We start from the raw sequence: 14,872 nt of genomic DNA, 5'->3' as shown, positions 1-14,872 counted from the left end.
TCGGGCCCTCCCCTCCGCCTCGGCTCCGGCTGCGACTCAGCCTGTCACAGTGATCTCGGAAATTCCGCCCCGGAACTGGTTCGCCGAACCGTCGTGCGGCAGCTCCGTGATGTGGATGAGTACGTACCGGGTCCGGACGGGCTTGCCGGTGCTTATCCTCAGTTCGCTGCCGGCCTGCTCCCGCTTGCTGAGGCGCTCGGAGAAGTCGTCCAGCGAAGCGGGTGCGGAGGCGGATTCCGGGGCCGCCAGCACCTGAGCCGTCTGACCGCTGCGGTACATCTGCACCCGGACACCGGTCACGGCCTGCACACTGCCGAGATCGACGATGAGCCCGCTGCCGTCCTTGCGGTTCGCGAGATTTCCGAAGTTGGCATGGCCCTTGTAGTGGGGAGTCACCCACGCGGTGCCCGGATCGCCATCCACGGCGTTGGGTACCTTGCCGGCGGCCACGGGCGAGTCCAGGGGTGAGAACTCGGTCGCGGCCGAGATCTTCAAGGGGGCCGCCTTCTCCTTCTGCTGCGGCTTCTCCTCGGGTTCGCCGCCCTGGGCCAGGTCGGCATCGCCGGGCGCGCGCTGGTCGCGGTTCATCAGGGTGTCCGCGACCTGCCAGCTGCCGAGACCGAGCGCGGTGATCAGCAGGGCCGAGACGGTCCACTTCAGTGCTTTGCCCGTCCGGCTGTGCAGCGGCGGCGGCGGAGGCGGCGGGACGGGCTGGGCCGCCGGTGCCATACCGTTCCTGGAGGAAGTCTGCGGGTAGGCGGCCGGTGGCTGGTACGAGCCCGGCTGATAGGCGGGGGTGGCGAAGGAGGGCTCCGGGGGCCGGATGCGGGGAAGCGCCGCGACGGCCTTGCAGAGTTCTTCCGGGGTGGTGCACGGCTGCTCCAGGCGGAGCGGTGTGGAGCCGTTGTTGACCAGGGCCCGCATCGCGATGTCCGAGAGTCCGCGGTGGACCCCGGCCCGCACCTGGTCGGGAGCGATGAGCCCTGTTCCTCTGGGCAGCCCCGGCAGACCGTAGGCGTCCTCCTCGTACGGCCAGCGCTGGGTGAGGGAGGCGTAGAGGAGGGCGCCGATCGCCTCGGTGTCGTCGCGTTGCGGGTGCTGGGAACTGATGCCGCGCAGGGCGGCCATCACGGCCAGTCCCCGGATCCGGTACTGGCCGGAGTGGGTGCGCAGAACACATCCGGGGGTGAGCCTCAAGTGGGCGAGGCCTTCGCGGTGCGCGGCGGCCATGGCCTGGGACACCTGGGTCACGAGTTGATAGGAGTCGTGCGGTTCCAGCGGGCCGGCGGCGAGGACGGCGGTCAGTTCGGTGGCGTCGGGCAGCCATTCGTGCACGACATAGACCAGGTCGTTCTCCTCGACGGCGTCGAGGACCTGGACGAAGCGGGGGTCGCCCAGCAGGGCGGCGGAGCGCGCGGCGGCGAGGACGGGCCGGGCGCGCGGGTGGTCGGCGGGCAGCACATGCACGCCGACCGCGCGGCGGAGTTTCTCGTCCACGGCACGCCAGCTGCTGAAGCCGTCCAGACGGGTGAGGCACTCCTCCAGCCGGTAACGTCCGGCGAGCTTGTGCCCGCTGTGCAGCTCGGGAGGGTCGACATCGGCCACGGACGCCGGCCGTGGTCTCGTCGCGTTCCGGGGGCCGGTGTCGGTGCGGGCGGCGTCCGTGTCCGCCGTGCCGGTCGTGTTCTGGGCTTTCACCTCGTCGGCGTTGGCATCTCCCGCCTGGGCGGTCAGCGGGTCCTCGCCGCTGTTGTCTGCCACGTCGACGGCAGCCGTGCTCCGTTCCGCCACCGTCGTTCCTGCCTCCCCATCCGTTGCACGCCGGTCACCACAGCTAAGCAATTGTGCCCACAGTTCGTCCCTCCGCACGACATGCGGCGTCGGACGATGGTTGTATGCGGTCAGCGGCCGAGGCGGCCGCGGACCATTCCGACCATGGCGGTCATCTCCTCGATCCTCATCCGCTTCGCCGCCAGGACGAAGACCGCCAGGAGCGCGATCCCGCCCGCGCCCAGCGACGCCAGCGAGGCGAGTCCGCCGTTGCCGAGAGCCTGTGTGATGCCATAGCTCGCCGCTCCTCCCGCGAGCGCGGCCGGGATACCGGCCCCTGCCAGCCGGGCGTAGGTCCGCGTGACGCGGCGCCCGTCGAGATCGCCGCCGAGCCGACGGCTCAGCCTCTTCCATGCAACGCCTACCCCGACGATGTAGGCCAATCCATAGGACGCCCCCATGCCGACCACGGCCCAGCGGGCCGGGAGCAGGAGGAAGCTCGCCCCGGCGGCCGCGGCGTTGACCGCGGCGACGATGACCGTGTTGTAGAACGGCGTCCGGGTGTCCTCGTAGGCGTAGAAGCCGCGCAGGACCACGTACTGGACCGAGTACGGGATGAGGCCCAGGCCGAACGCCATCAGGGTGAAGCCGATGTTGCGCGCGCCGGACTCGCCGGAGGCGCCGTAGAGCAGGGTGGCCATGGGGACGCCGAGCGCCAGGAAGGCGAAGGCGCAGGGGACGATGGCCACGGCGGACGTGCGCAGTCCGTAGGAGATGTCGTCGCGGACGGCTCCGGGGTCGTCGTCGGCCGCGGCACGGGAGATCCGGGGGAGGACCGCGGTCATCACGGAGACCGTGATGATGGCCTGCGGCATCTGCCAGAGCAGCAGGGCGTAGTTGTACGCGGTGATGCCGGTGCCGGGGTAGCCCTGCTTCTCGGCGACCGTGCCCGCCCAGGTGGCGAGTTGGGTGACCACGATCATGCCCAGCTGGTTGGCGAGCACGAAGAAGAACGTCCACTTGGCCAGCCGGGCCGCTTTGCCGAGGCCGTGGCCGCGCCAGTCGAAACGGGGCCGGAAGGTGAAGCCCGCCGCGCGGAGGTAGGGGAGCATCGCCAGCGCCTGGACGGTGAGTCCGAGCAGGGTGCCGATGCCGAGGAGCCGGACGCCTTCCGGAGTGATGGTGTCCGCGTCCATGCCGGTGCTGGTGAAGCCGCCGAACGCCCAGATGAAGCCGCCGAAGGTGGCGATGACGACGACGTTGTTGAGAACCGGGGTCCACATCATGGCGCCGAACCGGCCCCGGGCGTTGAGGATCTGCCCGAGGACGACGTGGACGCCCATGAAGAACAGGGTGGGGATGCAGTACCGGGCGAACGCGACGGCCACGTCCATCTGTGCGGGCTCGGAGACCCACTTCGCCGACATCATCCTGATGAGCAGCGGGGCGGCGAGCACACAGACGGTGGTGACGCCCGCGAGCAGGACGATGACGAGGGTGAGCAGGCGGTTGGCATAGCCCTCGCCGCCGTCGTCGTCGTTCTTCATGGCCCGCACCAGCTGCGGGATGAAGACGGCGTTGAGCGCCCCGCCGCCGACGAGGATGTAGATCATCGTCGGGAGGGTGTTGGCGACCTGGTAGGCGTCGTTCAGGGTGCCGACGCCGATGGCCGCGGCCATCACCAGGGTGCGCAGGAAACCGGTGATCCGGGAGACCAGGGTGCCGGCCGCCATCACCGCGCTGGACTTCAGCAGTCCCGAGGCCCGCCCGGCGGACTTCTTCGCCGGGGCCGGCTCGGGATCCGACGGAAGCTCCGGGTTCGGGCCGGTGGCCGGGGCCGGGGCGGGGGGCGGAGAGGCCTCGGGGGCCCGGAAGGCGGGGGACTGGGGCGGCGGAGGCGCTTGGACGGCCGGGGGCGCATGGGGTGGCTGCTGCGGTTCGTACGGCTGCTGCTGGTCCCGGTAGAGGTGTGCGAAGGCGTCCTGCTGCCCGGCGGTCCCGCGCTCCGGACCGGGTGGGGACGTCCACGGGGACGGCCCGGGGGCGGTGGGTCCGGTGGGCTGGTGGTGGGGAGCGTCGCGGCCGGGGCCGGGGCCGGCCGAAGGGTCCGGGCCGGGCGCCTGTGCGTACGGGTCCTGACCAGGGCTCTGGGCGTACGGGTCCGGACCGGGCGCCGGGGTGTACGGGGCTCCGGCGTACGGGTCGTGGCCGGTTTCCCGGGCGTACGGGTCGTGGGCGGGCGGCGGTGCCTGGGCGGCCGGGTCACCGCCCGGGTACCGGTCCCGGTCACCGTCGTACGGCGCGTTCATCGCTTCCCCACTTCGTCATCCCGGGTCACCAGACCACGACTTCGCTCAACGCTCCACCCTCTCACCCGGATCGGGAGCTTCGCTCTTCTCCGGTCCGGCCTCCGTGCCCCCGGCCCCGCGCTTGCCGGGTGCCTCGGCTCCGGCCGTGTCCTCTCCGTCGGCGGGCGCGGGATCCGCCGGGGCGTCCTGCCCGGTCCCCTCCGCATCCTCGGGGCCCCCGGGGTTCTCCGCGCTCGCGTTCCCGGTGGTCCCGGTGGTCCCGGTGGTCCCGGCGGTCTCCGGCTCGTCCTCCGCAGTCCCCGCTCCCCCGGCGGGCTCGTCCGCCTCCCGGGCCGCGGCCCGCTTGCGCTGCGTGTACATCCGGATGCCGGCCAGGACCAGCAGGAGCACCCCGCCCGCGATGACCAGCATGACGGTGGAGGTGATCTCGGTGACGTTCACCTTGAACGACATCGGGGCGCCGTAGGGCCGCCCGTCCTCGGTGTAGAGCTGGGCCTCGACCCAGACGAGGCCGTTCGCGTTGGCCGTGGTGTCGAACTTGACCGTCTGGCTGTGGCCGCTGCCGATCTCCACCGACTGGGGCTCTCCGGGGTCGAGCCGGTGCGGAGAACTGGACCGCAGCACCAGCTTGAGGTCCTCGACGCCCTGCAGGAGGTTGTTCTGCACGGTGACGGGGATCGTGCCGCTGCGCCCGGACAGCGTCAGCTTCTTCTGGGCCTTCTCGATCAGCTTCACTTCCTGGGTGAGACCCGCCAGATAGTCCTCCACGGACTCCCGGTAGGCCTCGGCGGCCCTGGGCTCGCCCCGCCAGGCGGTGGACATCTCGCGCAGGATCGCGTTGCCGAACGGGGTGATCACCCGGTCCGGCTCGGAGAGGATCACCGTGAAACCGTTGAGCGCGTTCTGGGTCCGCTGGACGTCCTCGAAAGCCCTGGTGGGCAACTCCTGCTTGCGCAGCGCCTCCGGATAGGAGCGAACGCCCGGGACCCGGGTGGCCGCTCGTGGGTCGGGCTTCTCCTGGATGGCGTCCCGGAGTTCCTGCGGCTGGGTCCAGCCGCCGGCCCGCAGCCCTTCCAGTGCCTCGGCCATCGCCCGGGCCTGGTGGGCGGTGGGCCTGCGCTGCGGAGCGACGACGAGGCTGCGTTCCCGGCCCGGCGCCTCCCGGTTGACCATCAAGGTGTGGGCGAGGAACTCCTGTACGGCGAGTGTGGAGTTCTCCGCGCCGGTCATGTCGCCCTGGAAGGCCGTGGAGAGACGGGTGTCGGCCGCGAGGGCCGTGATGCCGCCACCGATCGGCCGGACGGCGCTGGTGGTGTAGGGCGGCTCGTCCTCCCCGCGCAGGCTGTCGCCACGGGTGATGACGTTGCGTGCGCCGGCCGAGGTGGCGACGTCGATGACAGAGGTGTCGACGGCCCCGTTCACGGGCCAGGCGAAGTCGGCGCGCGGCTTGCGGCCGAAGATCGTTTCGCCGGTCTTCACGGCGAGATCCGTGGCGGTCTTCAGATGACCGATCGATCCGGAGACCTTGGTCCCGCGGTGGGCCAGGGAGGCGAGGTCGGGATCGGCGAACGGCAGCGTGACCAGCTCCCGGCCCTCCACGGCGGTCAGCAGGTCGCTCATCCACTGGCGGGCGACCGCCTGTCCCTCCCCCTTGGTGACCGACCCGTCGGGTTCCCGGATCTCGTACTCCTTGGTCATCATCTCGACACTGACGAGCAGGTCGGGATCGACCACCCAGGTCACGGGGAGGTCCTTGCCGAGGGCCACGAGCTGCTGGAGCCGGCCGCCCGGTGCCAGTTCGGCGGCGAGGGAATCGTCGCGGAACTGAGGGGTCTGCTGCTGGTCCGACCCGGTCCGGGCCGTGAGGTGGGGGGTGGAGACGAGCGGCCAGAGGTACCCGATCTTCGTCGGCTCCCGTGCCTCCCCGGGCTGCCAGGGAAGGAAGGTCCGCTCGATGCCCAGTACCTGGTCGTACTGGCCCGCGGTGCGGCCGCTGAGGGCCACACCGAGCTGATAGACCCCCGCGTCTCCCAGGTCGAGATCCTCGGCGGGGAGCGTCAGGCTGAACTCGCGGCTGGCACCGGCCCGCAGTTCGCCGAGCTTCACGGTGTGCTCGCCGTCGACAGCGCGGCCGTCCTCCGCTGCGGAGAAGCCCTTGCGCTTGGCGACGATGCCGATGGCGCCGCGGCTGCTCAGAGGTGTCTGGCCGACACGGAGTCCCACGCGGGCACCGTCGACCGCGGACTTCCCGTCGTTGCTGACCCGGCCGGTGATGGTGATCGTGTCGTCTTCCGCGGGGACCACCGGGGTCAGCGAGTTGATGGAGACATCGACGGTCCGGGAGCCGGTGGCCGATGCCGCGGCCTCCGCTCCGGGCGCGGTGGGAAGCTGGACCAGCCCGGCGAGCAGCGGTGTGCCGGCCAGTACTGCGGCAGCCTTCCGCCACCACCGGCGGGCGGGACCGACAGTCGTCCCCTGGATTGCTGCCACCTCGGCCACGCGCTCGCCCGTCCCTCGTCATCGGTGGTGGTCGTCGGATGTGCGTCCACGCATGGTAACGATGCCTGGCCGGGCGAAGTGCTGGGGATGGCCTCACAAGATCCGCGGGGAAGCTGCCGCGGGAAACGTGGACGCCGCGGGGGCGCGGGGGCCGTACCCTGGTCTGTCGTGCCGAACGCGAAGAATGACAGTCTCGACCCGCAGGCCCCGCAGATCTCGAATGCCGCGCAGACGCTGAGCCGGGCGCAGCGCCGCGCTGTGGGGGAGCTGCTACGGGTGTCCCCCGTCGCCGACGACTTGGCGCGCCGTTTCCGGGAGGCCGGTCACGCGCTCGCCCTCGTCGGTGGATCGGTGCGGGACGCGCTGCTGGGCCGGCTGGGCAACGATCTGGACTTCACCACGGACGCCCGCCCCGACGACGTGCTGAAGATCGTGCGCGGGTGGGCGGACTCGGTCTGGGAGGTGGGCATCGCCTTCGGGACGGTCGGTTGCCGGAAGGGCGATTTCCTGATCGAGGTGACGACCTACCGCTCGGAGGCCTATGACCGCACCTCGCGCAAGCCCGAGGTGTCCTACGGTGACGCGATCGAGCAGGATCTCGTCCGCCGTGACTTCACGGTCAATGCGATGGCGGTCGCCCTGCCGGAGAAGGAGTTCATCGACCCGCACGGCGGGCTGGAAGATCTCGCGGCCCGGATCCTGCGGACCCCGGGCACCCCGGAGGAGTCGTTCTCGGACGATCCCCTGCGTATGATGCGGGCCGCGCGGTTCGCGGCACAGCTCGAATTCGAGGTCGCCCCGGAGGTGGTCGCGGCCATGACCGCGATGGCCGGGCGGATCGAGATCGTCTCCGCCGAGCGCACGCGCGAGGAGCTGAACAAGCTTCTGCTGGCCGGCCGGCCGAGGAAGGGGCTCACGCTGCTCGTGGACACCGGCCTGGCCGCGCACATGCTGCCGGAACTGCCGGCGCTGCGTCTGGAGCGTGACGAGCACCACCGGCACAAGGATGTGTACGAGCATTCGCTGACCGTGCTCGAGCAGGCCATCGACCTGGAGGAGAACGGCCCCGACCTGGTGCTGCGGCTGGCGGCGCTGCTGCATGACATCGGGAAGCCGAAGACCCGGCGGTTCGAGAAGGACGGCCGGGTCTCCTTCCACCACCACGAGGTGGTCGGGGCGAAGATGACGAAGTCCCGGATGGCGAAGCTCAAGTACTCGACCGAGATGATCAAGGATGTCTCGCGGCTGGTCGAACTCCACCTGCGCTTCCACGGCTATGGCACGGGTGAGTGGACGGATTCGGCGGTGCGCCGCTATGTACGGGACGCGGGTCCGCTGCTGGACCGGCTGCACAAGCTGACCCGGTCGGACTGCACGACCCGGAACAAGAGGAAAGCGAACGCCCTCTCCCGGGCCTACGACGGTCTGGAAGCGCGCATCGCCCAGCTTCAGGAGCAGGAGGAGCTGGACGCGATCCGGCCGGACCTGGACGGGAACCAGATCATGGAGATCCTCGGCGTTCCTCCGGGGCCGGTGGTGGGCCAGGCGTACAAGCATCTGCTGGAGCTGAGGCTTGAGCACGGCCCGATGGAGCACGACGCGGCGGTGGCGGCATTGAAGGAATGGTGGGCCGCTCAGCAGTGAGACGCCTCCGCGAGGTCCCGTGTTTCACGTGAAACACGGGACCTCGCGGAGGCCGGTCCGGATGGAGGGTGTTTCACGTGAAACACACCCCGTCTCTTGTGGTGCCGGCGCTCAGGTGGCCGTCCGGAACCGGTGCAGGGAGAGGCCGGTCGCGCCGTAGAGCAGAGCCACCAGGCCGACCAGGAGGGCGGAACGCCCGTCCGGCGGCAGCATCGCGGCGGCGAGTCCGGCTGCCCCGACGAAGGCGACGTTGAAGAGCATGTCGTAGAGGGAGAAGACCCGGCCGCGAAAGGCGTCGTCCACCGTGGACTGGATCACCGTGTCCGTGGCGATCTTCGCTCCTTGGGTGGTGAGGCCCAGGAAGAAGGTGGCGGTCAGGACCGGTACCGGGGCGAAGGTGAGTCCCAGGGCCGGTTCCAGAACGGCCGCCGCCAGCGCGCACGCCGTGATCCAGCCGGAAGGGCCGAGGCGCCCGGCCGCCCAGGGCGTGATGGCGGCCGCGGTGAAATAGCCGGCTCCGGACAGGGCGACCGCCAGGCCGAGCAGGGAGAGGCCGGCGGCGGCGTTCGTTTCGTCGGCCGGCCCCTCCGTGCCGTCGCCGGTCCAGGCGTAGCGGCAGAGCATGAGGACCATGACGGTCAGTGCTCCGTAGCAGAAGCGCATCAGAGCCATGGCGGCGAGCGCGCGTGCGGCCGGACGGCGCCGGGACAGATGCGCGAGCCCCTCCAGGAGCCCGCGTGCCGTGCCGGCCACCGCGGCCCCGAACCGGATCCGGATCAGACCGCGGGGGCCCAGTTGGTCGCGTCCGAGCCGGAGCGCCGTCAGGGCTGCCCCGAGGTAGACCGCGGCCCCGAGCAGGACGACTCCCGCGTCGGACTCCCATCCGGTGAGGCGCAGGGCGAAGACCAGCCCGCCTCCGGCGGTGGCGGCGATGGTGCCGGCCGTCGGGGAGAGGGCGTTGGCGGTCACCAACTGCCCCTCGTCCGCGACGACATGGGGAAGCGCTGCCGAGAGGCAGGCGAGGATGAAGCGGTTCACCGCCGTGACGGACAGCGCCGAGAGGTAGAAGAGCCAGTCGGGCATCTCCGCGACGATCAGCGCGGCGGTGGCGCCGGCCAGTGCCGCCCGCAGCAGATTGCCGTGGAGGAGAACCTGGCGGCGGCGCCAGCGGTCGAGGAGGACGCCGGCGAAGGGGCCGACGAGGGAGTACGGCAGGAGCAGGACCGCCATGGCGGAGGCGATGGCCGCGGCGGACGTCTGCCGCTCGGGGGAGAAGACGACGTACGCGGCGAGCGCGACCTGGTAGACGCCGTCGGCGGACTGGGAGAGCAGCCGGACGGCCAGCAGCCGGCGGAAGCCGCGGAGCCGCAGCAGTGTCCCCGCGTCACGCACAACAGCCATGCTCCACAGCCTCACACAGTGCGGGGACGCGTACGGACCCCGGGCGTGGTGCCCGGGGTCCGTACGGGGAAGCGGGTAAGCCGCGCGGCAGAGGGCGCGGCTCAGCCACCGGTCAGTGATCGACCTCGCCGGCGATGAACTTCTCGACGTTCTCGCGGGCCTCGTCGTCGTAGTACTGCACCGGCGGGGACTTCATGAAGTACGAGGAGGCGGAGAGGATCGGGCCGCCGATGCCCCGGTCCTTGGCGATCTTCGCGGCCCGGAGCGCGTCGATGATGACACCCGCGGAGTTCGGGGAGTCCCAGACCTCCAGCTTGTACTCCAGGTTCAGCGGGACGTCACCGAACGCGCGGCCCTCCAGCCGCACGTAGGCCCACTTGCGGTCGTCGAGCCAGGCGACGTAGTCGGAGGGGCCGATGTGGACGTTGTCCGCACCCATGTCGCGGTCACGGATCTGCGAGGTGACGGACTGCGTCTTGGAGATCTTCTTCGACTCCAGGCGCTCCCGCTCCAGCATGTTCTTGAAGTCCATGTTGCCGCCGACGTTCAGCTGCATGGTGCGGTCCAGGATCACACCCCGGTCCTCGAACAGCTTGGCCATCACCCGGTGGGTGATCGTCGCGCCGACCTGCGACTTGATGTCGTCACCGACGATCGGGACGCCCGCCTCGGTGAACTTGTCCGCCCACTCCTTGGTGCCGGCGATGAAGACCGGAAGGGCGTTGACGAACGCCACCTTGGCGTCGATCGCGCACTGGGCGTAGAACTTGGCCGCGTCCTCGGATCCGACCGGCAGGTAGCAGACGAGCACGTCGACCTGGCTGTCCTTGAGCACCTGGACCACGTCGACCGGGGACTCGTCGGACTCCTCGATCGTCTCCAGGTAGTACTTCCCGAGACCGTCGAGGGTGTGGCCGCGCTGCACGGTCACACCGGTGGAGGGCACGTCGGCGATCTTGATGGTGTTGTTCTCGCTGGCGCCGATGGCGTCCGCGAGATCGAGACCGACCTTCTTGGCGTCCACGTCGAAAGCGGCGACGAACTCCACGTCACGTACGTGGTAGTCGCCGAACTGCACATGCATGAGACCCGGGACACGGCTGTCCGGGTCGGCGTCCTTGTAGTACTCGACGCCCTGCACCAGCGAGGCGGCGCAGTTGCCCACACCGACGATGGCTACACGAACCGAACCCATTCCGGTTACTCCCCTTGTTCATTCGACGAGGTCCCGCTGCATGCGGGCCTCACTTGGCGGTGTCGTCGGACGGATCCGGCCGGGAACTACCCCGGTTCCGGGGCAGGCCGCCCGTGCTTTCCGATGGTTCCTGAAACGACGCGCGAGACCGCGGAGGCCGGGACCGCTCCGGTGCGCGCTCTGCGGAGTCCGGCCCGGGCCCGGTCGGTGAGGCCGGCTCCGGTGCGGTGCCCGGCGCGGATTCCTCCGCCGCCGGACCGGCGGCCGGCGCGGCCCGGTTGCGGTCACGCCCGTACCGCTCACTCTCGATCAGCTCGTTGAGCCAGCGGACCTCGCGCTCCACCGACTCCATTCCATGCCGCTGGAGCTCCAGGGTGTAGTCGTCCAAACGCTCCCGGGTGCGGGCGAGCGAGGCGCGCATCTTCTCCAGCCGCTCCTCCAGCCTGCTGCGGCGGCCCTCCAGCACCCGCATCCGCACATCCCGCGAGGTCTGCCCGAAGAAGGCGAAGCGGACTCCGAAGTGCTCGTCCTCCCAGGCGTCCGGACCGGAGTGGGCGAGGAGTTCCTCGAAGTGCTCCTTCCCCTCGGCCGTCAGCCGGTAGACGATCTTGGCTCGCCGGCCGGCGAGGGTGGCGGCGAGAGCGTCCTCCGGCGCGCTGCCGGACTCCTCGATCAACCAGCCCTGGCGCACCAGCGTCTTGAGGCAGGGATACAGGCTTCCGTAGCTGAAGGCCCGGAACACCCCGAGGGAGGTGTTCAGGCGTTTTCGCAGCTCGTAGCCGTGCATGGGGGACTCGCGGAGCAGTCCGAGAATGGCGAACTCGAGGACGCCGGAGCGTCTGCTCATGCGTCTCCTCCCTCGCCTTCCGCTGCTCCGTGGTCCGCGCTGCCGTCCGCTGCGTCTTCTGCTATGTCCAGCCGATGTATCGGATCGATACATCCAGACGATAGAACGGCCTCACCGTCGTCACAAGAGGGGCAGGGGTGAACGGCGTCACATCACTGTTTTGACACAGACAAGTTGCCTGTTTTGTGCGGAAGATGGCTGTCCGGAGGGTTTTGGCCCTGCGTAGTCTGTGCGCCATGCAGACCACCGGGAACCGCGGGGCGCGGCGGAGCGTCCTCGTCCTGGGTGCAGTGCGGCCCGGCGACCCTCCGGGGTGGCCGCGGGTCCGTACGTCGGGGGTACCGGAAGAAAACTGCCGCTTTCAGGCGATAGCGCCTGCCCGAGGAGTATCTGTTCCATGAGCGAGCACCGTCGCAAGCCACCGCAGTCCGCAGGTGGTGGACGCGCCGCGGCCCGACGCGGGGCGCAGGCCTCAGGCCGCCGTGCCGCGCCGAGGCGTGGAGCCACCGAACCCGAGTCGCCGCCGCCCGGTGAGGGGCGCCCCTACGGAGGGCGCGCCGAGGCCCGGAGGGCGGCGCAGCGCGGAGGCGGCGGACGCCGCCGGGCCGCCGAGGCCGGGGCCACCGCCACCGGTGCGGGTGCCGTGGGGCGGGGCCGCCGCGCGGCCGCGAACGGTCCGCAGAAGAAGCGCCTGATCGACTACCCGCGGTCGGGCCGGAGCGGCGCCCGCCGGTGGATCCCGTCCTGGAAGCAGGTCGCGGGCACGGCCATCGGCTTCATGGGGCTGCTCATGGGCAGCGCGGGGATAGCGTTCGCCATGCTCGACATCCCCCGGGTCAAGGGCGACTCCCAGGTCGAGAAGAACGTCTACTACTGGGCGGACGGCGAGCAGATGGTCGTGGCCGGCGCCGGCGAGTACAACCGCCAGATCGTCGACTACGACAGCATCCCCCCGGCGATGCGGAACGCGGTCATCGCCGCGGAGAACGCCTCCTTTGAGGACGACCCGGGCGTCGACCCGATGGGCATCGCCCGTGCCGTCTTCAACATGGCGAAGGGCGGCACCACCCAGAGTGGTTCCACCATCACCCAGCAGTACGTCAAGAACGCCATGCTGACCCAGGAGCAGACCATCTCCCGTAAGGTGCGGGAGCTCATCATCTCGGTCAAGGTCGGAGCTTACGAGGAAAAGGAGACGATCCTCGCCGGCTACCTCAACACGGCGTACTACGGCCGGGGCGCCTACGGCATCCAGGCCGCGTCCCGCGCGTACTACGGCAAGGACTGCAACGACCTGACGGCCAGCGAGAGCGCGTTTCTCTCCGCCACCCTGAACGGCCCGAACCTCTACGACCCGGCCGGCGGCGTTGGTTCCGCGGCGACGCCGGAGAAGAACCGGAAGCGCGCGGAGGAGCGCTGGGCCTGGACCCTCAAGCGAGAGGTCGAGACCGGCCGGATGAAGGCCGCCGAGCGCAGTAAGTGGATCGCGGACGGCTTCCCGACACCGAACGACCCCAAGCCCGCCACGAACAAGGCCGGCCAGATCGGCTACCTCACCACGCTCGCCGACAATTTCGTCACGTCCAAGAGCACCGTCTCCAAGGCCCAGCTGGACCGGGGCGGCTACGAGATCCACACCACCTTCGACAAGAAGAAGATGCTGCAGCTGGAGAAGGCTGTGCAGAAGGTGACGAAGGAGAACCTCAAGCCGAAGGAGCGCGACGAGGACAAGTACGTCCAGTTCGGCGGGGCGTCCATCGACCCCCGGACCGGGGAGATCGTCGCCATCTACGGCGGCAAGGACGCCACCGAGCACTTCACCAACAACTCCGACTACACCGGTGTCCCCGTCGGGTCGACGTTCAAGCCGTTCGTCCTGGCCGCCGCGATGAGCGACGGTGTGCGCGACCCCGAGGGCGACCCCGACCAGGGGCCCGACCAGCGCACCCAGGTCTCGCCCCTGAGTGTCTACAACGGCGACAACAAGGTGAAGCTGCTCAACTACGACGGCTCCACCTGGCTCGACAAGGACAACAAGGAGTGGCACCAGACCAACGACGGTGACAAGAGCTACGGCGAGGTCACCCTCCGGAAGGCGATGCAGGAGTCCATCAACACCCCCTTCATCCAGCTCGGTGTGGACGTCGGCACCGACAAGGTGAAGGAGACGGCGCTGGAGGCCGGTCTGGTCGAGGACCAGCTCGCCCAGACCGTGCCCTCCTTCTCGCTCGGTACGTCCTCCCCCAGCGCCATCCGGCTCGCTGGCTCGTACGCCACCTTCGCCGCCGAGGGCGAGCAGATCACCCCGTGGTCGGTGAAGACGGTGGAGAAGAACGGCCAGCCCGTCTACGAGCACAAGGCCAAGAAGACCCAGGGGCTCGACACCAAGGTCGCCAACAACGTCACCGACGTGCTGAAGAACGTGGTCGAGAAGGGCACCGGCACCTCGGCGCAGCTCCCCGACGGCCGGCCGGCGGCGGGCAAGACCGGTACCACCGACGGCAACAAGTCCGCCTGGTTCGCCGGCTACACCCCCCAGCTCTCCACCGCGATCGGCATGTTCCGGGTGAACGACCGGGCGGAGAAGCAGAAGTTCCTGGAGATGTACGGCACGGGTGGCCGGCAGAGCATCCACGGCTCGTCGTTCCCCGCCCAGATCTGGGCCGACTACATGGGCCGGGCGCTCAAGGGCGAGAAGGTCGAGCAGTTCCCGAAGCCGGAGCCGATCGGCGAGAAGGTCTACGGCGACGGCGCCAGCCCGACCCCGACGCCGACCCCGACGCCCACCCCGTCGGAGAGCGAGTCCACCGAGCCCCCGCCCAGCGAGACGCCCAGCGAGACGCCGTCCTCGTCGCCGAGCAAGACGTGCGGCTTCTTCGACCCGAAGTGCAAGGAGGAGGACGAGCCCACGGGCGGTGCCGACGGAGGTTCCGACGGGGGCGTCGACGGCGGAGCCGACGGGGGAGCCGACGGCGGGATCAGCAGTTCGCCGACGACGACGCCGCCGGGCGGCGGCAACGGCAACAACGGTGGCGGCGGCTGGCTCGGCGGCCCCGACGGAGACACCGGATAGGAACGGAGGGGCAGGGGCGCGCCGGCCGCGGGCCACCGACGCCCCGCTCCTCCCGCGCCGTCAGCGGTGCCCCCGCCCCCATGGAGCGTCATGGGCGGGGGCACCGCCGCGTCCCGGCCCGTACGGCAGGATGG

The 14,872-nt window shown here is 70.3% G+C and carries 8 protein-coding genes; 2 read left to right on the top strand and 6 right to left on the bottom strand.

What is annotated here, in order from left to right:
* Window positions 1–36 precede the first annotated feature (36 nt).
* The 3 genes from SXIN_RS15130 to SXIN_RS15120 all read right to left on the bottom strand — a co-directional run bounded on the left by SXIN_RS15130 (window position 37) and on the right by SXIN_RS15120 (window position 6,578).
* Window positions 37–1,791 (bottom strand): protein kinase family protein, encoded by a 1,755-nt coding sequence (locus SXIN_RS15130; RefSeq protein WP_019707385.1) that lies wholly within the window; start codon window positions 1,789–1,791, stop codon window positions 37–39.
* 110 nt (window positions 1,792–1,901) lie between these two features.
* Window positions 1,902–4,079 (bottom strand): murein biosynthesis integral membrane protein MurJ, encoded by a 2,178-nt coding sequence (gene murJ, locus SXIN_RS15125; protein ID WP_019707386.1) that lies wholly within the window; start codon window positions 4,077–4,079, stop codon window positions 1,902–1,904.
* Between the two features lie 45 nt (window positions 4,080–4,124).
* Window positions 4,125–6,578, bottom strand: coding sequence for a DUF6049 family protein (locus tag SXIN_RS15120; RefSeq protein ID WP_019707387.1), 2,454 nt, complete (start codon window positions 6,576–6,578; stop codon window positions 4,125–4,127).
* Window positions 6,579–6,746: 168 nt separating this feature from the next.
* Between SXIN_RS15120 and SXIN_RS15115 the strand changes: the two genes are divergently transcribed.
* Window positions 6,747–8,222: a CCA tRNA nucleotidyltransferase gene (locus tag SXIN_RS15115; protein ID WP_238153768.1), complete on the top strand. Its 1,476-nt coding sequence runs from the start codon at window positions 6,747–6,749 to the stop codon at window positions 8,220–8,222.
* Between the two features lie 111 nt (window positions 8,223–8,333).
* Here SXIN_RS15115 and SXIN_RS15110 read toward each other — a convergent pair whose 3' ends face one another.
* The 3 genes from SXIN_RS15110 to SXIN_RS15100 form a co-directional block, all read right to left on the bottom strand.
* Window positions 8,334–9,623, bottom strand: coding sequence for an MFS transporter (locus tag SXIN_RS15110; RefSeq protein ID WP_039820348.1), 1,290 nt, complete (start codon window positions 9,621–9,623; stop codon window positions 8,334–8,336).
* 112 nt (window positions 9,624–9,735) lie between these two features.
* Entirely contained in the window at window positions 9,736–10,818 is a 1,083-nt protein-coding gene (locus tag SXIN_RS15105) for an inositol-3-phosphate synthase (protein ID WP_039820349.1), read from the bottom strand.
* 49 nt (window positions 10,819–10,867) lie between these two features.
* Window positions 10,868–11,665: a PadR family transcriptional regulator gene (locus tag SXIN_RS15100; RefSeq protein WP_019707391.1), complete on the bottom strand. Its 798-nt coding sequence runs from the start codon at window positions 11,663–11,665 to the stop codon at window positions 10,868–10,870.
* Between the two features lie 397 nt (window positions 11,666–12,062).
* Between SXIN_RS15100 and SXIN_RS15095 the strand changes: the two genes are divergently transcribed.
* Complete coding sequence (locus tag SXIN_RS15095; protein ID WP_095757099.1) at window positions 12,063–14,738, top strand: transglycosylase domain-containing protein; 2,676 nt, start codon at window positions 12,063–12,065, stop codon at window positions 14,736–14,738.
* The last annotated feature ends 134 nt before the right edge of the window (window positions 14,739–14,872 follow it).

This window comes from Streptomyces xinghaiensis S187, assembly GCF_000220705.2.
GTDB lineage: Bacteria > Actinomycetota > Actinomycetes > Streptomycetales > Streptomycetaceae > Streptomyces > Streptomyces xinghaiensis.
This window is presented reverse-complemented; position numbering and strand designations above follow the sequence as displayed.

Bases quoted from the DNA above. Each gene is read 5' to 3' on its own strand.
- murJ (WP_019707386.1), bottom strand. From the start codon at position 4,079: ATGAACGCGCCGTACGACGGTGACCGGGACCGGTACCCGGGCGGTGAC.
- SXIN_RS15110 (WP_039820348.1), bottom strand. From the start codon at position 9,623: ATGGCTGTTGTGCGTGACGCGGGGACACTGCTGCGGCTCCGCGGCTTC.
- SXIN_RS15105 (WP_039820349.1), bottom strand. From the start codon at position 10,818: ATGGGTTCGGTTCGTGTAGCCATCGTCGGTGTGGGCAACTGCGCCGCC.
- SXIN_RS15100 (WP_019707391.1), bottom strand. From the start codon at position 11,665: ATGAGCAGACGCTCCGGCGTCCTCGAGTTCGCCATTCTCGGACTGCTC.
- SXIN_RS15095 (WP_095757099.1), top strand. From the start codon at position 12,063: ATGAGCGAGCACCGTCGCAAGCCACCGCAGTCCGCAGGTGGTGGACGC.